Origin of the sequence: Amycolatopsis sp. YIM 10 (assembly GCF_009429145.1) — a bacterium.
In the GTDB taxonomy this organism is placed as follows: Bacteria; Actinomycetota; Actinomycetes; order Mycobacteriales; family Pseudonocardiaceae; genus Amycolatopsis.
Genome location: NZ_CP045480.1, coordinates 2,227,114 through 2,244,406 on the forward strand (window position 1 = coordinate 2,227,114; position 17,293 = coordinate 2,244,406).

Annotated in this window: 13 protein-coding genes and 1 pseudogene; 10 read left to right on the forward strand and 4 right to left on the reverse strand. The window is 70.8% G+C overall.

Annotation, left to right across the window (positions count from 1 at the left end):
* The first annotated feature begins 330 nt into the window (after positions 1-330).
* The 6 genes from kdpF to YIM_RS11080 are packed head-to-tail and all read left to right on the forward strand — an operon-like array spanning position 331 to position 7,906.
* On the forward strand, positions 331-432 hold the full coding sequence (gene kdpF / locus YIM_RS11055) for a K(+)-transporting ATPase subunit F (RefSeq protein WP_153030267.1): 102 nt from the start codon (positions 331-333) through the stop codon (positions 430-432).
* Positions 432-2,093, forward strand: coding sequence for a potassium-transporting ATPase subunit KdpA (gene kdpA, locus YIM_RS11060; RefSeq protein WP_153030268.1), 1,662 nt, complete (start codon positions 432-434; stop codon positions 2,091-2,093). The genes kdpF and kdpA overlap by 1 nt, the downstream gene beginning before the upstream one ends.
* Complete coding sequence (gene kdpB / locus YIM_RS11065; RefSeq protein ID WP_153030269.1) at positions 2,090-4,105, forward strand: potassium-transporting ATPase subunit KdpB; 2,016 nt, start codon at positions 2,090-2,092, stop codon at positions 4,103-4,105. The genes kdpA and kdpB overlap by 4 nt, the downstream gene beginning before the upstream one ends.
* Before the next feature lie 5 nt (positions 4,106-4,110).
* Entirely contained in the window at positions 4,111-4,686 is a 576-nt protein-coding gene (locus tag YIM_RS11070; protein ID WP_153030270.1) for a potassium-transporting ATPase subunit C, read from the forward strand.
* Positions 4,687-4,712: 26 nt separating this feature from the next.
* Positions 4,713-7,226 carry a DUF4118 domain-containing protein gene (locus YIM_RS11075; RefSeq protein WP_153030271.1) on the forward strand — a complete coding sequence of 838 codons (2,514 nt, stop codon included), beginning with the start codon at positions 4,713-4,715 and terminating at the stop codon, positions 7,224-7,226.
* The gene (locus tag YIM_RS11080) at positions 7,223-7,906 is read left to right on the forward strand and encodes a response regulator (RefSeq protein ID WP_153030272.1); all 684 of its coding nucleotides are present in this window, start codon (positions 7,223-7,225) and stop codon (positions 7,904-7,906) included. The genes YIM_RS11075 and YIM_RS11080 overlap by 4 nt, the downstream gene beginning before the upstream one ends.
* Before the next feature lie 85 nt (positions 7,907-7,991).
* Here the strand turns inward: YIM_RS11080 and YIM_RS11085 are convergent, their stop codons facing one another.
* Complete coding sequence (locus tag YIM_RS11085) at positions 7,992-8,555, reverse strand: hypothetical protein (RefSeq protein WP_153030273.1); 564 nt, start codon at positions 8,553-8,555, stop codon at positions 7,992-7,994.
* Between the two features lie 132 nt (positions 8,556-8,687).
* Between YIM_RS11085 and YIM_RS11090 the strand changes: the two genes are divergently transcribed.
* From YIM_RS11090 to YIM_RS11100, 3 genes and pseudogenes are all read left to right on the forward strand, one after another.
* Entirely contained in the window at positions 8,688-9,008 is a 321-nt protein-coding gene (locus tag YIM_RS11090; RefSeq protein ID WP_194240118.1) for an acylphosphatase, read from the forward strand.
* Between the two features lie 108 nt (positions 9,009-9,116).
* Positions 9,117-12,704 (forward strand): annotated as a pseudogene (gene smc, locus YIM_RS11095) (chromosome segregation protein SMC); the annotation flags it as partial.
* Between the two features lie 613 nt (positions 12,705-13,317).
* A complete protein-coding gene (locus tag YIM_RS11100; RefSeq protein ID WP_153030275.1) occupies positions 13,318-13,704 on the forward strand; it encodes a VOC family protein in 387 nt (128 codons plus the stop codon).
* Here YIM_RS11100 and YIM_RS11105 read toward each other — a convergent pair.
* From YIM_RS11105 to YIM_RS11115, 3 genes are read right to left on the reverse strand one after another with little or no spacing between them, the layout of a single operon-like run.
* Positions 13,701-14,288: an LppA family lipoprotein gene (locus tag YIM_RS11105; RefSeq protein ID WP_153030276.1), complete on the reverse strand. Its 588-nt coding sequence runs from the start codon at positions 14,286-14,288 to the stop codon at positions 13,701-13,703. The genes YIM_RS11100 and YIM_RS11105 overlap by 4 nt on opposite strands.
* The gene (locus YIM_RS11110; RefSeq protein ID WP_153030277.1) at positions 14,285-16,000 is read right to left on the reverse strand and encodes an alpha/beta hydrolase; all 1,716 of its coding nucleotides are present in this window, start codon (positions 15,998-16,000) and stop codon (positions 14,285-14,287) included. Before YIM_RS11110 ends, YIM_RS11105 begins: the two co-directional genes overlap by 4 nt.
* The gene (locus YIM_RS11115; RefSeq protein WP_153030278.1) at positions 16,000-16,311 is read right to left on the reverse strand and encodes a hypothetical protein; all 312 of its coding nucleotides are present in this window, start codon (positions 16,309-16,311) and stop codon (positions 16,000-16,002) included. The genes YIM_RS11110 and YIM_RS11115 overlap by 1 nt, the downstream gene beginning before the upstream one ends.
* 159 nt (positions 16,312-16,470) lie before the next feature.
* On the opposite strand from YIM_RS11115, the gene YIM_RS11120 reads away from it, so the two are divergent.
* Positions 16,471-17,262, forward strand: coding sequence for a DUF3239 domain-containing protein (locus tag YIM_RS11120; RefSeq protein ID WP_153030279.1), 792 nt, complete (start codon positions 16,471-16,473; stop codon positions 17,260-17,262).
* Positions 17,263-17,293: the final 31 nt, after the last annotated feature.

The window sequence follows — 17,293 nt, forward strand, 5'->3', positions numbered from 1 at the left end:
CAGGATTACTTAGCTATGCGAAATATCCGTAACACCGTTGTAACGCGGGTTCGCGGAAATGTCTGCCCGGTATGCCTGCTCCGCCCGAAGCGTCACCGCGGTTGTGGCCGGACTCACCGCGCGTCAAAAAGGCGTAAATGGCCAGGAAAACGGCGTCAAGGACCCGTTAGGCGGCATCGGTCGCAGCCGGTGATCGGCGCATCGTCGCATCGGTCACCGAAACGGGTGATCCGAGATGGAGAGGTGCGAATTGGCCGACTTGCTCTACGCCGTGCTGCTGATCGGCGTTTTCGTGGCGCTGGCGCTCACCCTGCGCGGGCTGGAAAAGCTGTGAGCGGCACGGGTGCGGTGGCCAACATCGTCGGCGGGGTGCTGGCGCTGGGACTGCTCGTCTACCTGTTCGCCGCCTTGATCAGGCCGGAGAAATTCTGATGTCCGACACCACGGCCGGTCTGCTGCAGACCGGCCTGCTACTGGTCGCGCTGGCGGTGGCCTACAAACCGCTCGGCGACTACATCGCCAAGGTGTATTCCACCGAGAAGCACCTCAAAGGCGAACTCTTGCTCTACCGCCTGTTCCGGGTGAACCCCGGTTCGCCGCAGCGGTGGAGCACCTACGCACTGGGCGTACTGGCGTTCTCGCTGGTTTCGGTGCTGTTCCTGTACCTGCTCCAGCGGTTGCAGCCGCTGCTGCCGTGGGACCTCGGGCGCGGCTCGGTCGACCCCGGCACCGCCTTCAACACCGCGGTCAGCTTCGTCACCAACACCAACTGGCAGTCCTACGTGCCGGAGACGGTGCTGGGACACGGGGTCCAGATGTTCGGGCTGACCGTGCAGAACTTCCTGTCCGGCGCGGTCGGCCTCGCCGTCGCGATCGCGCTGACCCGCGGGTTCGTGCGGTCGAAGACCGACCGGCTCGGCAACTTCTGGGTGGACCTGACCCGCGGCACCGTGCGGATCCTGCTGCCGATCGCCTTTGTCTTCGCCATCGTGCTGGTCGCGCTCGGCGTGGTGCAGAGCCTGTCCGCGGGCGTCGCGGTGACCGGGCCGGACGGCACCTCGTCCACGCTGTCGCTGGCGCCGGCCGCCAGCCAGGAGGCGATCAAGGAACTGGGTACCAACGGCGGCGGCATCTTCAACGCCAACTCCGCGCACCCGTTCGAGAACCCGAACTCCTGGTCCAACCTGGTCGAGATCTTCCTGCTGCTGGTCATCCCGGTGTCCATGCCGCGCGCGTTCGGCAAGCTGGTCGGCAGCCACAAGCAGGGTTACGTGCTGCTGTCGGTGATGGGCGCGCTGTGGGCGGCGATGCTGGCCGTGTCGTGGCTGGGGGAGAACCACCCGAACGGCCCGGCGGCGCTGCTGGCCGGGGCCGCGATGGAGGGCAAGGAACAGCGGTTCGGGCTGAGCCTGTCCGCGCTGTTCGCCACCAGCACCACCGGCACCTCCACCGGCGCGGTCAACTCGCTGCACGACAGCTACACCGGTCTCGGCGGCGGAGTTCCGCTGCTGCACATGCTCTTCGGCGAGGTGTCGCCGGGCGGGGTGGGCACCGGGCTCTACGGCATCCTGGTGATGGCGATCATCGCGATGTTCCTGGCCGGGCTGATGGTCGGGCGCACGCCGGAGTTCCTCGGCAAGAAGCTGGGCCGCCGCGAGGTCACCTGCGCGGCGGTGGCGATGCTGGCCATGCCCGCGGTGGTGCTGCTCGGCACCGGCGCGGCGCTGATGCTGCCGGACACCACCGCGGCGATGACCAACAGCGGCCCGCACGGGCTGTCGGAGGTCCTCTACGCCTACGCCTCCACCGGCAACAACAACGGCAGCGCGTTCGGCGGGCTGACCGTGACCAGCGACTGGTTCCAGTCTTCGCTCGGTGTGGCGATGCTGCTCGGCCGGTTCATCCCGATCCTGGCGGTGCTGTGCCTGGCGGGTTCGCTCGCCGCGCAGCAGAAGGTCCCGGTGACCGCGGGCACGCTGCCCACCACCGGCCTGCTGTTCGGTTCGCTGCTGACCGGCACGGTCGTGCTGGTCGCGGCGCTGACCTTCGTCCCGGCACTGGCACTCGGCCCGATCGCGGAGGCACTGGCATGAGCGAGAACGTGTTCGCCCCGCGGCAGCTGCTGGCTTCGCTGCCCGACGCGCTGCGCAAGCTGCACCCGCGCCACCAGCTGCGGAACCCGGTGATGTTCGTGGTCTGGGCGGGTTCGGTGCTGGTCACCGCGTTCGCCGTGGCCGAGCCGAGCGTGTTCACCGTGCTGATCGCGGTGTGGCTGTGGTTCACCGTGTTGTTCGCGAACCTGGCCGAGGCGGTGGCCGAGGGCCGCGGCAAGGCGCAGGCGGAGTCGTTGCGGCGCACCAAGAAGGAGACCGTGGCGCGGCGGCTGACCGCGGACGGCTCCGAGGAGGAGTGCCCGGGCGCCGAACTGCGGATCGGTGACCTGGTGGTGGTCGAGGCCGGGGAGACGATCCCCGGCGACGGCGACGTGGTCGAGGGCATCGCCACGGTCGACGAATCGGCCATCACCGGTGAGTCGGCCCCGGTGATCCGGGAGTCGGGCGGCGACCGCTCGGCGGTCACCGGCGGCACCACCGTGCTGTCGGACCGGATCATCGTGAAGATCACCACCAAGCCCGGTGAGTCCTTTGTGGATCGCATGATCGCCTTGGTGGAGGGCGCTTCGCGGCAGAAGACGCCGAACGAGATCGCGTTGACCATCCTGCTGTCCACGCTGACCGTCATCTTCCTGCTCGCGGTGGTCGCGCTGCAGCCGATGGCGGCGTACTCGGGCAGCGAGCAGTCGGTGGTGGTGCTGACCGCGCTGCTGGTCTGCCTCATTCCGACCACCATCGGCGCGCTGCTGTCCGCCATCGGCATCGCCGGGATGGACCGGCTCGTCCAGCGCAACGTGCTGGCGACGTCGGGGCGCGCGGTCGAAGCGGCCGGTGACGTGTCCACCCTGCTGCTGGACAAGACCGGCACGATCACCTTCGGCAACCGCAAGGCCACCGAGTTGATCCCGGTCGGCGAATCCACTGTGGACGAACTGGCCGCGGTGGCCAGGCTGTCCAGCCTCGCCGACGGCACCCCGGAAGGCCGCAGCATCGTGGAGCTGACCGGGGACACCGAACCCACCGAGGAGGAGCGGCTCGCCGAGTTCGTGCCGTTCACCGCGCAGACCCGGATGAGCGGGCTGAACCTCGGCGACCGCGAGATCCGCAAGGGCGCGGCCGGTGCGGTGCGGGCGTGGGTGCGCGAGCGCGGTGGCGAGATGCCGGACAAGACCGAGCGGATCGTCGAGGAGGTCAGCCAGCAGGGTGGCACGCCGCTGGTCGTCGCCGAATGCGTCACGGGTGGGAAAGCCTTGGTACGCGGGGTGATCCGACTGTCCGATGTGGTCAAACCGGGGATGAGGGAGCGGTTCGCCGAACTGCGCTCTATGGGCATAAAGACGGTGATGATCACCGGGGACAATCCGCTCACCGCCAAGGCCATCGCCGAGGACGCCGGCGTCGACGACTATCTCGCCGAGGCCAAGCCCGAGGACAAGATGGCGCTGATCCACCGCGAGCAGGAGGGCGGGCGGCTGGTCGCGATGACCGGCGACGGCACCAACGACGCGCCCGCGCTGGCCGCCTCCGACGTCGGGGTGGCGATGAACACCGGCACGTCGGCCGCCAAGGAGGCCGGCAACATGGTCGACCTCGACTCCGACCCGACCAAGCTGATCGAGATCGTCGGCATCGGCAAGCAGCTGCTGATCACCAGGGGCGCGCTGACCACCTTCAGCGTGGCGAACGACCTGGCGAAGTACTTCGCCATCCTGCCGGCCATGTTCCTGGCGATCTACCCGCAGCTCGGCGGGCTGAACATCATGGGGCTGGCCACCCCGGCCTCGGCGATCCTGTCCGCGGTGATCTTCAACGCGCTGGTCATCGTGGCGCTGATCCCGCTGGCCCTGCGCGGGGTGCGGTACCGGCCGTCCAGCGCGGCCGCGCTGCTGCGGCGCAACCTGCTGGTCTACGGCGTCGGCGGGGTGCTCACCCCGTTCGCCGGGATCTGGCTGATCGACCAGCTTGTCCGACTGATTCCCGGAATCGGGTGAGGATCGTGAAGAACCTGTTCAACCAGGCGGCCGCGGGACTGCGCGTGCTGCTGGTGATGACCGTCCTGCTCGGCGTCGCCTATCCGCTCGGGGTGTGGGCGGTGTCCAGGATCCCCGGACTGCAGGCCAACGCCGAGGGCTCGGTGCTCACGCGGGACGGCCAGGCGGTCGGGTCGGCGCTGATCGGGGTGGATCCGGTGGCCGCCGACCCGGCTGCCGACCCGTGGTTCCACACGCGGCCGTCGGCCGCCGCCGACGCGTCGACCTCGGGCGGGTCCAACAAGTCCGGGTTCAACGAGGACCTGCTCGCCCAGGTCGCCGAGCGCAAGGCGGCGATCGCCGGGCGGGAGGGCGTTGACCCGTCGAGGGTGCCGCCCGACGCGGTCACCGCCTCGGCGTCCGGCCTGGACCCGTCGATCAGCGTGGCCTACGCCGAACTGCAGATCCCGCGCGTGGCCCGTAACACCGGCGTGGCACCCGATCGGGTGGCCGAACTGGTCCGCGAGCACACGGGCGGGGTGATCCCGGGGGTGAATGTGCTGCAACTCAACCTCGCCGTGCAGCAAGTCACGGGCCGGTGAGGCGGGCCCGGGCGCAGACTGGTCGCGTGGAGCCGGAAACCGAAACCCCGCCGCGGCGCGGTGAACTGCGCATCTACCTCGGCGCGGCGCCGGGCGTCGGCAAGACCTTCGCCATGCTCGGTGAGGCGCGGCGGCGGCTGGATCGGGGCACCGACGTGGTGATCGGGCTGGTCGAGACGCACGGCCGCCGGAAGACCGCGGACCTGCTCGACGGCCTGGAGGTGGTGCCGCGGCGGGTCGGCGCGTACCGGGGCCGGGAGTTCACCGAGATGGACGTCGACGGCCTGCTGGCGCGCAAGCCCGAGGTGGCCGTGGTCGACGAGCTGGCGCACACCAACGTGCCCGGCTCGCGCAACGAGAAGCGGTGGCAGGACGTCGACGAGCTGCTCGACGCCGGGATCGACGTCCTGTCCACGGTCAACGTCCAGCACCTCCAGAGCCTCAACGACGTGGTGCAGCGCATCACCGGCGCCACCCAGTACGAGACCGTGCCGGACGAGGTGGTGCGCCGCGCCGAGCAGCTGGAGCTGGTGGACATCACGCCGGAGGCGCTGCGACGGCGCCTGGCGCACGGCAACGTCTACCCGGCCGACCGCATCGACGCCGCGCTGGGCAACTACTTCCGGCCGGGCAATCTCACCGCGTTGCGGGAGCTGGCCCTGCTGTGGGTGGCCGACCAGGTCGACGTCGCGCTGCAGCGCTACCGCGCCGAGCAGAAGATCACCGACACCTGGGAGACCAGGGAACGCGTGGTCGTCTCGATCACCGGCGGGCCGGAGAGCGAGACGCTGATCCGGCGCGGCAGGCGGATCGCCAACCGGGCCGGTGCCGAACTGCTGGTGCTGCACATCCTGCGCGGAGACGGGCTGACCGGGATGGGGCCGACCGCCGTCGGGCGGTACCGCAAGCTCGCCGACGAACTGGGCGCCACCTTCCACACCGTCGTCGGCGACGACGTGCCCAGCGCGCTGCTCGACTTCGCGCGCGGGGTGAACGCGACGCAGCTGGTGGTCGGCACCTCGCGGCGGTCGCGGGTGGCGAGGCTGTTCGACGAGGGCATCGGCGCCACCGTGGTGCAGCGCTCCGGGCCGATCGACGTGCACATGGTCACCCACGACGAGGCGGGCGGGCGGCTGCGGGCCCGGTTGAGCCGCAGCCCGCTGGCGCCGTCGCGGCGGCTGCTCGGCTGGGCGCTCTCGCTGGCGGCGCCCGGTCTGGCCACCCTGCTGGGGCTGGTGCTGCGGGACCAGGTCGACTTCTCCACCGACGTGGTCGGGTACGTGCTGGCCACCGTGGTGGTGGCGCTGGTCGGAGGGCTCGGGCCGGCTCTGGTCGCGGCGGCGTTCTCCGGTGGCCTGCTGAACTGGTTCTTCACCGAACCGCGGTACCAGCTGACCGTGCAGGAGCCGCGGAACGTGATCACGCTGGTGGCGATGATCGTGGTGGCGATTCTGGTGGCGGCGGTGGTCGACGCGGCGGCGAGGCGGGCCGCGCAGGCGGCGCGGGCGCGCACCGAGGCCTCGCTGCTGGCGTCCTACGCGCGCACGGTTCTGACCCACGCGCAGCCGGTCGACCGGTTGCTGGAGAAGGTGCGGGAGAACTTCGGGCTCACCTCGGTGGCGCTGGTGGAGAAGAAGTCCGGGGCCTGGCGGCGGGTGGCGCAGACCGGGATCGACCCGTGCGGCAAGCCGGACGACGCGGACGTGGACATCCCGGTGACCGGCGACGTGCACCTGGTGCTGCGCGGGCGGGCGCTGCCGGCGGCCGATCGCGGGGTGCTGGAGGCGGCGGCCGGGCAGGCGCTGCTCGCCCTGCGCCAGCAGCGCATGGCGGCCACCGCGGACGAGGCGCAGCGCAAGGCCGAGGCCACCGAGCTGCGGACCGCGCTGCTGTCCGCGGTCGGGCACGACCTGCGCACCCCGCTGACCTCGATCAAGGCCGCGGTGGGCAGCCTGCGCGCCTCCGACATCCAGCTGTCCGAAGAGGACACCGGGGAGCTGCTGGAGGCGATCGAGCTGTCCGCCGACCGGCTGGCCGGGCTGGTGGACAACCTGCTCGACTCGTCGCGGCTGGCCACCGGTGCGGTGCGCCCGCACCTGCGCGCGGTTGGCTACGACGAGGTGGTCGCGCTGTCGTTGTCCAATGTGGATGGATCGGCGGCGGTGCGCGCCGAGGTGGCCGACGACGTGCCGTGGGTGGCGGCCGATCCGGGACTGCTGGAGCGGGTGGTGGCCAACGTGGTGGACAACGCGCTGCGGCACGGCTCGGCGCCGGTCTCGGTGCGGGCCAGTGCGCACGCGTCCTATGTGGAGCTTCGCATCGTGGATCACGGGCGGGGGCTGAAGAAGGGTGCCGCGGAGTCGGCGTTCGCGCCGTTCCAGCGGCTCGGTGACCGCAACGCCACACCGGGGGTCGGGCTCGGCCTGTCCGTGGCGAAGGGCTTCACCGAGGCGATGGGCGGCACGATCAGGGCGGAGGACACTCCCGGTGGCGGGCTGACCGTGGTCGTCTCACTGCCGAAGTGGAATGGAGAAGCATGAGCACCGTGCTGGTGGTGGACGACGAGCCGCAGATCGTGCGGGCGCTGCGGATCAACCTGTCCGCGCGCGGGTACAAGGTGATCACCGCGCACGACGGCTCGGCGGCGCTGCGCGCGGTCGCCGAGACCAAGCCGGACGTGGTGGTGCTCGACCTGGGGTTGCCGGACATGGACGGCAACGAGGTGATCGCCGGGCTGCGCGGGTGGACCACGGTGCCGATCATCGTGCTGTCCGCGCGGGGCGACTCGGCGGACAAGGTGGAGGCGCTGGACGCGGGCGCGGACGACTACGTGACCAAGCCGTTCGGCATGGACGAACTGCTGGCGCGGCTGCGCGCTGCGGTGCGCCGCTCGGCGGTGACCGGGGCCGAGGACGGCAGCGCGGTGGTGGAGACGGATGCTTTCACCATCGACCTGGCGGCCAAGAAGGTCCTGCGGGACGGTGCCGAGGTGCACCTGACCAAAACCGAATGGGGCGTGCTGGAACTGCTGGTGCGCAACCGGGGTCGGCTGGTGGCGCAGAAGCAGCTGCTGCACGAGGTATGGGGTCCGTCGTATGACACGGAGTCGCACTACCTGCGGGTCTACCTGGCGCAGCTGCGGCGGAAACTGGAGCCGGAGCCTTCGCGCCCGCGGCACCTGCTGACCGAACCCGGAATGGGCTACCGCTTCGAAGCCTGAGCCCTGGCACGAATGTGGCCCTCGGAGCGACTTCGGCCCCGAGAGCCACATTCGTATTCCTGCTACGGCGTGCCGCCAGGGTGAGCTAGGAAGGCGTGGAACTGCCGCCCGGGTCGCTCGAGCCCGGCGGCTCGCTCGGGTCGCTGCTGGGCGGGTCGCTGCTCGGCGGGTCCGACGGCTTCGACGTGGTCGGCGGAATGGTCGTCGGCTTGCCGGTGGGGGTGCTCGGCGGCTGCGGTGGGTCGCCGGGTCCGGGCGGGTTGCCGGGCGCGGGCGGTGCGGGCGGCGGGGTGACCACCGTGGTGGTCGGCACCCCGTCCGGGCCGGTGGTCACGATGGTGGTCGGCGCCGCGCTGCTGGGCGAGGTGCCGGGCACCGGCACGCCGCTGACCATGACCGGATCCTGGCCGGGCTGCGGGTTGCCGGGCACCAGTGCGCCGGGCCCGCCGCCGGGGCCCGCGTGCTGCACGGGCGTCACGTCGGCGGTGCTGGGGCTGGAGAACTGCGCGACCGCGCCGAACGCGGTGGCGAGCGCGAGGCCGCTGGCGGCGAGAATGACGTACCCGGTCCGGTGCAGGCGCCCGCCCGGCTCACGGGGCGGCGCGACCACGGCCGGTTGGCTCGGGGGAGACCCCGGCGACTGGGGCATTGGTTCTCCTTGCGATGCGGGTGACTTGAACCCGGACGAGCACTCCGGTCGCCGGATTCGCAGGGGACCGTATCACCGTCGGATGACCCTGTGCGAGCGAACCGTCCCCAGATGTTGACGCAGGGTAGTCGCATGGGATTTGCCGACGTAGGGCACGATGGGTTCGTGAGCGAGGAACAGGAGGCCGTGCGCCTCACCGCATGGGTGCACGGGCAGGTCCAGGGGGTCGGTTTCCGCTGGTGGACGCGCAGCCGCGCGCTGGAACTCGGCCTGGTCGGCAGCGCTGGGAACCTGGCCGACGGTCGTGTCGAGGTGGTAGCGGAGGGTAGGCGGGACCACTGTGAGCGGCTCCTGGCCGCCCTTCGGTCCGGTGGGTCACCCGGTCGAGTGGACACGGTGGTGGAGCGCTGGAGCACTCCGCGTGGTGGCCTGACCACCTTCGTCGAACGCTGACGGCCCGCTGGCGGCCCGCCTCCCCGGCCCGCGGAGGCCACCCAGGTAGCATCGGGCGATTGAACCGAGTCCCCGGCCGTCGAGCCCGGACCGAGAGGGATTGGCCGCGTGCACCTCAAGAGCCTGACGCTCAAGGGCTTCAAGTCCTTCGCCTCGGCGACCACGCTGCGGTTCGAGCCCGGGATCACCTGCGTGGTCGGCCCCAACGGCTCCGGCAAGTCCAACGTGCTCGACGCGCTGCGCTGGGTGATGGGCACGCAGGGCGCCAAGGACCTGCGCGGCGGCAAGATGGAGGACGTCATCTTCGCCGGCACCTCCGGCCGCGCCCCGCTCGGGCGCGCCGAGGTCAGCCTCACCATCGACAACTCCGACGGCGCGCTGCCGATCGACTACACCGAGGTCTCGATCACCCGCCGCATGTTCCGCGACGGCGCCAGCGAGTACGAGATCAACGGCAGCACCTGCCGCCTGATGGACGTGCAGGAACTGCTGTCGGACTCCGGTATCGGCCGCGAGATGCACGTCATCGTCGGGCAGGGCCAGCTCGCCCAGATCCTGGAGGCCAAGCCGGAGGAGCGCCGCGCCTTCATCGAAGAGGCGGCCGGGGTGCTCAAGCACCGCAAGCGCAAGGAAAAGGCGCTGCGGAAGCTGAACGCGATGCAGACCAACCTCGACCGCCTCGGCGACCTCACCACCGAGCTGCGCCGCCAGCTCAAGCCGCTGGGCAAGCAGGCCGAGATCGCGCGCAAGGCCCAGGCCGTGCAGTCCGAGCTGCGGGATTCGCGGCTGCGCCTGTTCGCCGACGACCTGGTCACCCAGCGCGCCACGCTGGCCAAGGAAGAGGCCGACGAGCACGCCGCCCGCGCCCGCCGCCACGAGGTCGAGCAGGCGCTGGAGATCGTCACCGCGCAGGAGAACGAGCTGGAGAGCTCGCTGGCCGAGGACGCGCCGCGGCTGACCGCGGCCCAGGAGACCTGGTACAAGCTGTCCGCGCTGGCCGAGCGGCTCCGCGGCACGGTCCGGCTGGCGGTCGAGCGGCAGCGGCACCTGTCCGCCGCGCCCGAAGCCCACTCCGGCGGGCGTGACCCGGAAGAGCTGCTCGCCGAGGCGGAGCAGGTCGCCGAGCGTGAGCAGGAGCTGGCCGAGGCCGTCGAGGAAGCCCGGATGCTGCTCTCGGAGACCATCCAGCGGCGTGAACAGCTCGAACACCAGGTCCAGGCGGCTGAGCGCGCCCACATGGCCGCGGTCCGCGCGATCGCCGACCGGCGCGAGGGCCTGGCCAAGCTGACCGGTCAGGTGGAGGCGTTGCGCAGCAAGAACGGCGCCACCTCCGACGAGATCGACCGGCTCACCGTCTCGATCGACGAAGCGGGCGAGCGCGCCGAGATCGCCGCCGAGGAACTGGAACTGGCCAAGGCCGAAGGCGGTGTCGAGGAGTCCGACGACGCCGATCTGCAGGGCCGCCACGATCGTGCCGTCGAGGCGAACAACGCGGCGAAGGCCAGGGTCGAGGAACTGGTCAAGGCCGAGCGCGCGGCCGAACGCGAGATCGCTTCGGAGAAGGCGCGCGTCGACGCGCTGTCGATGGGCCTGCGCCGCAAGGACGGCGCCGGCGTGCTGCTCGGCGCCGCCGACCAGCTGCCCGGTCTGCTCGGCTCGGTGGCCGCGCTGCTCACCGTCGAGCCGGGGCACGAGGTCGCGCTGGCCGCCGCGCTCGGCCCGGTCGCCGACGCGATCGCGGTGACCGGTGGCGAGGACGCGCTGGCCGCGCTGAAGTTGTTGAAGAGCAACGAATCCGGCCGTGCCGGCATTCTGCTCGGCAGCGACGAGTACACAGTGGACACAACCGGCTGGCCGAGCCTGCCGCCGGGAGCGCGCTGGGCGCGCGAGGTGGTCACCGCGCCGGTCGCGTTGCGTCCCGCGGTCGAGCGCGCGCTGGCCCGGGTGGCCATTGTGGACGATCTGGAGACGGCCCGGCGGCTGGTCGCGGTGGAGCCGTCGGTCAGCACGGTCACCGCCGACGGTGACGTGTTCGGCGCGCACTGGGCGATGGGCGGTTCCGCCCGCCAGGAGAGCGTGATCGAGGTGCAGGCGGCCGTCGACGAGGCGCAGAACCGCCTGGCCGCCGCGGAACGCAGCCTGGAGCGCACCGCCGCCGAACTCGAAGGCGCGCGGGCCGAGCAGCAGGCGCGGCGCGAAGAGGTCGGGCAGGCGAAGGACGCGCTGGGCGAGGCGAAGGTCCGCCGCGCACGGTCGTCCGAGCGGCTCAACCGCGTGCAGCAGGCGGCGCGGTCCGCCGAGGCCGAGGTGACTCGCCTGCGCGAGCAGCGCGCGAAGGTGGAGCGCACCCGGGAGCAAGCGCTTGCGCAACTGGCCGAGCTGGAGGAACGGCTCGACGCCGTCGCCGAGCAGCCGGTCGACGAGGATCCCGACACCTCCGAGCGAGACCAGGCCAAGGACGACCTGGCGGCGTTGCGTCAGGAAGAGGTCGAAGCGCGGCTGGCGTTGCGGACCGCGGAAGAGCGTTCGCGCGGGCTGGCCGGTAAGGCCGAGTCCCTGCGCCGCGCCGCGTTCAACGAGCGGCAGGCCCGTGAGCGCGCGGCGAAGGCGCGTGAGGCGCGCGAACGCGGTGCCGAGATCGCGGCGGCCGTGGTCGAGGCCGGTGAGTACGCGCTGGACCGGATCGAGGTGTCGGTGCAGCGGGCCGCCGCCGAACGCGACGAGATCCAGGGCGAGCGGCAGCGCCGGGAGACCATGCTCGCGCAGGTGCGTGGCAAGGTCCGCGAGTTCGCCGGTGAGCTGGAGAAGCTGACCGACGCGGTGCACCGTGACGAGGTGCTGCGGGCCGAACAGCGGCTGCGGCTCGAGCAGCTGGAGACCAAGATCGCCGAGGACTTCGGCATCGGGCTCGAGGACCTGGTCGCCGAGTACGGGCCGGAGGTGCCGGTGCCGCCGAGCGCCGGGGAGATCGCCGAGTACGAGGCGGCGAAGGAGCGTGGCGAGCAGGTCAGCGCGCCGCAGCCGATCCCGTTCGACCGGCCGACGCAGCAGCGCCGCGCCAAGCGCGCCGAACGCGACCTGACGCTGCTCGGCAAGGTCAACCCGCTGGCGCTGGAGGAGTTCGCCGCGCTGGAGGAGCGCTACAAGTTCCTGTCCACCCAGCTGGAGGACCTCAAGGCGACGCGCAAGGACCTGCTGACGGTGATCAAGGAGGTCGACGACAAGATCCTCGAGGTGTTCAGCACCGCCTACGAGGACGTGGCGCGTGAGTTCGAGATCGTGTTCTCGGTGCTGTTCCCCGGCGGGGACGGGCGGATGGTGCTCACCGAGCCGAACGACCTGCTCGCGACCGGCGTCGACGTGGAGGCGCGCCCCCCTGGCAAGAAGGTCAAGCGGCTGTCGTTGCTTTCGGGTGGGGAGAAGTCGCTGGTCGCGGTGGCCATGCTGGTGGCCATCTTCCGCGCCCGGCCTTCGCCCTTCTACGTCATGGATGAGGTCGAGGCGGCGCTGGACGACACGAACATGCGCCGGCTGATCGGGCTGCTGGAGCAGCTGCGGGAGAGTTCGCAGCTGATCATCATCACCCACCAGAAGCCGACCATGGAAATCGCCGACGCGCTGTACGGCGTGAGCATGCAGGGCGACGGCATCACAAAGGTGATCTCGCAGCGGCTGCGCAACGACCGGAAGCCACCGCCCGCGAGGGTGGCCGCGCCGGTGGTGGAGGCTGCCGCGGCACCTGCCGCCACTCCCGACGCCGAGCCCGCGCCGGTAGCCGATGCGGCAGTAGCCGAGCCGCCGGTGACCGACCGCGAAGCCGAACCGGAAGCCGACGCGACAGCGGAGCCCGAAGCGGCCCCCGCGCTGGTGGCTGATGTCGCGCCGGAGGCGGAGCCCGAAGCCGCGCCCGCGCCGGTGGCCGATTTGGCGGCCGAGCCTGAAGCGGCCCCCGAACCGGTGGCTGATGCCGCGCCGGAGGCTGAGCCTGAACCCGAAGCGGCGCCTGAATCGGTGGCTGATGCTGCGCCGGAGGCTGAGCCTGAAGCCGAACCGGTGCCGGTGGCCGCGGCGCCGGTCGCCGAGCCCGAAGCCGCGCCCGCGCCGGTGGCCGACGCGGAGCCGGAACCCGAGCTTGAAGCCGAAGCTGCCCCCGAACCCAAGCCCGAGCCCGAGGCCGCCGCCGAAACTGAGGCCGAAACCGAGGCCGTGTCCGAACCCGCGCCTGAGCCCGAAGCCGAGGCTGCGGTCGAAGAGTCACCGGCCTGAAAACCGGTGGCGGAGCCGGGCTGGTTTGGGGCACGGTCGGCGCATGGTTTCGCAGCTGCAGAATGTCGCGATCGATGCGGTCAACGCCTACGAACTGGCCCGCTTCTGGAGTGAGGTGACCGGCTTCCCCCTGCATCCGGAGGACAAACCGGGTGCGGAGGAGACGCAGGTGATGCTGCCCGAGGGGCCGCTCCTGCACTTCAACCAGGTCCCCGAGGCGAAACCGGCGCAGAAGAACCGGCTGCACCTCTGCCTGCGCCCGGAGACCTCGCGCGAAGAGGAAACCGAGCGCCTGCTGGCCCTCGGCGCCACCCTGGTCGCCGACCGCCGCGAACCGGACGGGGCGGGCTGGGTCGTACTCGCCGACCCGGAGGGCAACGAGTTCTGCGTGCTCCGCAGCGCCGCCGAACGAGCAGCCCAAGCCGATTAAGGAGCGCGCGGGACACCGCGCTGCTTGGCCTCGGGAAGCAGATGGCAGCCCGTGACCACACTGATGATCGTGTTCGCCTTTTCGGTGCCGGTGGTCACGGAAAGCTTCGCCGCGTAGCCGTCGTGGAGGTTCACGATGTGGAAGGCACCTCTGTCGACGGCGAGCCCTGGTGAGGTGAAGCCGTAGGCCGCGGCAACCCGCTTGATGGTGTCCACCGCCCGCGGCCACTGTTCCGACGGGATCACCGCCGGCGTCAGGCTGCCCGCGAGGATCTGGGCCATCGCGTCCCAGGCGTCCACCTCGGCGAATTCGGCGCAGCCCGGATTATCGCTGTTCGTCCCGCCGCCTTCCCATGGTGGAAGTCCGAATTCCGTGCTGAGGGCGTCGGTGATTTCACGTTCCATCTTTACGTACCGCGTCACGGCTTCGTCGAGGCTCGGTCGCCGCATCAATTCCGCCCACTGTTGTTCGAGGGTCATGTCTCCTCGCGAACTGTCGTCGCTGGGGTTGTCGCCTTCGCACGAGCAGAGGGCGAAGACGCAGATCAGTGCGCTCAAGAGCACGCCGAGCTTCTTTCGCTTCACCGGGAAACTGCCACCTCGGGATGGCCGGACACGATGGCGGCCAGGTTGTGTTCGCTGGTGGCCAATCGCCCGTCGCCGACGGCGTACTCGCTGTGTCCCTGCGAGCCGATCATGGGACCCACCGGACTGGTGGAAAGCTGGTTCACCCCGGGCATCTCGCTGACGTGCGGCCCGTACCTGCCGCTGTGCGGCACGGCATCGGCTACGGCATCACCTTCGGCCGACAGGTTGTACGTGTGGCCTTCGGGAACATTCAGCTCCGATGGGTGGAAAACGGGGTTGTGGCCCGGCGAGATGCCGGGCGAGCCGAAGAACACGGCGTCGTCGACGCCATGGCTCTGCCCCAGCGCGATGCCGGTGGTGGTGGAGCCGTACGAGTGCCCGAGCGCGGTGAGGTGGGGATCGTCGGGACGGGCGGCGTTGATGCCTTCTCCGAACCTGGCGAGCTTGCTCCCACCTTCCTCGGCGGGCGCGCCGGTGACCAGTCCGTCCAGATCTTCCAAGCGGGTGGTCGGCGGCTCGTAACCCAGCCAGGTCACCATCGCCACGGAGTTTCCCTCCGGGAGGTCGCCGGCCAGGGTGTTGGCATAGGCGCGGACTTCGTTCATGTCGTTGACGTACCCGGGCAGGTTGTCCTGGACGTTGGAGTTCATTCCCGGGGTGAAGATGCCGACGTGCTGGGCCTTGTCGATGTCACCGCTGGCGACGGCGGCCTTGGGCCGATCACCACCCATGTCGAGTGAGAGCAACTGCCGGTCGGGCCGGGGCTGCCCGGTTCGCGGATCGAGCATCATGCGGTCGACCGAGTCCAGGCCCGCGAGCTTGTCGTTGATCTTGGTGATCTCCGTCCGCAGGACGTTGCGCGAGTTCTGGTGACCCGGTCCGTTGGTGAGTTCGGCCAGTTGCCGCTCCAGATCGGTGCGGGCGTTCTGCAGACTGGTCCGCTGCTTGCCGACCATGGCCAGGTTGGCTTCGCTGCGAGCCCACCCCTCGACGCCGTCACGATTGCCGACGAGTTCGGGCAGATCGTGGATCAGGCGGCGTTGCTGGCTGGGGGACAACGCTGCCCACCAGGCCGCGTTCTGCGTCACGGTCGCACCGTCCGGTGGCGGGGAAAGGATGGACAACCCGCCGACGGTGAAACCAGCATCGCCGAAAGCGGCCAGGCCGGTTTGCGCGTTGTCGTTGCCGGTCGCGTCGATGGTGGTCCCGGCCAGCACCCGATCCAGGACGGCGCAGCCGTCGGCGTCGATGTCCTCCGCCTGCCGGACGACCTGGGCGACCCGGTCGGCGAGTTCGACGGCCAGCTGCCGCCGGTCGGCGGCGACGGCTTCGGCCTGTTCCGGCGCTGTGCCCTCGGGCGGGCCGAGGTCGACGACCGAGCCGTCCGGGGCGATGGCGAAGTTCCGTTTCTTCGCAAGTCCCAGTAGTTCTTCCCGGCCGTTGACTACGCCCGTAATCGCGTCACCGATGTCACCGAACGCGCGGCGCGTGGCGCCGAGTTCGGCCGCCAGTTCTTCGGCGCCGTCGACCAGTTCGGTGACGCGGCCCAGTGCCGCGTCGGCTGCCGGACCGGACCACCCGTCGACGCTGGAGACGGTGCGCAGTTCGTCGGACGCCGCGACGAGCTTGAGGTATTCGCCGTTGATGGTGCCGACGGCGTTCTGCGCCGGCGCCGGGTCCCAGCGCAGGACGTCTGCCCAGCTGACCATCAGACCGGTCTCCGGCCGCCGGTGGCTTCGCGCAGGTCCGCTCCGGCGGCCTCCTCGTTCGCGTCGTAGCGCTGCGCCGCTTGGGCGAACGCTACGGACACGTCAGAGAAGCCGCTGGTCAGGCCATTGATCCGAGAGCGCCAGGCAGCCCGGACCGCCTCGACCTTGCCGACCAGCCGGGCGCCCGGCATCCCGGCGTCCCCGGTGGGCAGACAACTCGCGGCGTCCACCCCGCCGATGGTTTCCGAAGCGGCACGGGCGGCCACCCCCGCCTGCCGCAAGGCCTCGAGCACCGCGCTGTATCCGGCCATGACAGTCGCGCCCCCTCCCAGAGTCGCCGTCGTTATGACGCTACGACACCGGACGAGTGCTGTCAGCTACATTCACCGAGGTCGCGTAGTCTACGGCCGTTCGGTCCACCCGTGGCGGTTCGAAAATCGTGACCCGTTTCGCGGTGTCGTTCTGGCAGGATGCCCCGGGTGAGTGAGTCAGCGTGGCCGGCGGGTGACCCGCGGCGGTTCTTCGACGCTCCGATCGATGCCGACCAGTTGCGCGCGAGCAGTCCCAACATCCACGCCAGGGCGATCGCGATGGTCGTGGGCCTGGTGGCCGGAGTGGTGCTGATCGCGCTGGGCTGGTGGGCCATCGCCGACGGGCGGTGGTGGTCGGTGGTGCTGGGCGTGCTCGTGGTGCTCGCCGGGCTGTACGCGGTGGTGCGCGGATTCCGCGCCGAGCACGCGGTCAAGCCCTTCCGCGGCGGGCAGTTGGTGCCCGGCGTGGTGGTGGAGCAGGCCGACGGCAAGGTCGAGATCCTGGTACTCGGCGACATCTCGCGCGACCCGGTCTCGCCGCCGCGCTTCGCGTACCGGCTGATTTCCTTCCGCGCCCGCGAGGGCACGCAGTTCGTGCCTGGTCAATGGGTTCCGTGCGTGATGCACGGGTTCGTCGGCCCCGGCCGCCGCGACACCTGGTGGAACTTCGAGGCCTCACCGATCTCCTGGGCGACCGCCGACGCGACGGTGCTGCAGAACGCCGACCGGATGATTCCCGAGGCCGAGTGGACCCAGCTGCTCACCGGCGCCGAACAACTCACCGAACTGCGCCGCCGGATGAGCAAGCTGCTGGTCATCCCGGACACCGAGCTGCCAGAAGCCCTGCGCCGCCCGGCCAGCCGGATCGGGGTGCCGGTCGAATGGCAGGAGACCGGCCGCGCCCGGTTCGTCGGCTCGCTCTCGGACCGCGTCCACCCCGCGATGCCCTGACCCGAAGGTGGCTTCCGGAGCGGAGTCCGAA

What these genes read in the sequence shown, in the direction of transcription:
- YIM_RS11090 (WP_194240118.1), top strand. Translation starts at nt 8,688, where the DNA reads ATGGGATTTGCCGACGTAGGGCACGATGGGTTCGTGAGCGAGGAACAG.
- kdpB (WP_153030269.1), top strand. Translation starts at nt 2,090, where the DNA reads ATGAGCGAGAACGTGTTCGCCCCGCGGCAGCTGCTGGCTTCGCTGCCC.
- kdpA (WP_153030268.1), top strand. Translation starts at nt 432, where the DNA reads ATGTCCGACACCACGGCCGGTCTGCTGCAGACCGGCCTGCTACTGGTC.
- YIM_RS11115 (WP_153030278.1), bottom strand. Translation starts at nt 16,311, where the DNA reads ATGGCCGGATACAGCGCGGTGCTCGAGGCCTTGCGGCAGGCGGGGGTG.
- YIM_RS11120 (WP_153030279.1), top strand. Translation starts at nt 16,471, where the DNA reads ATGCCCCGGGTGAGTGAGTCAGCGTGGCCGGCGGGTGACCCGCGGCGG.
- YIM_RS11080 (WP_153030272.1), top strand. Translation starts at nt 7,223, where the DNA reads ATGAGCACCGTGCTGGTGGTGGACGACGAGCCGCAGATCGTGCGGGCG.
- YIM_RS11110 (WP_153030277.1), bottom strand. Translation starts at nt 16,000, where the DNA reads ATGGTCAGCTGGGCAGACGTCCTGCGCTGGGACCCGGCGCCGGCGCAG.
- YIM_RS11085 (WP_153030273.1), bottom strand. Translation starts at nt 8,555, where the DNA reads ATGCCCCAGTCGCCGGGGTCTCCCCCGAGCCAACCGGCCGTGGTCGCG.
- YIM_RS11100 (WP_153030275.1), top strand. Translation starts at nt 13,318, where the DNA reads ATGGTTTCGCAGCTGCAGAATGTCGCGATCGATGCGGTCAACGCCTAC.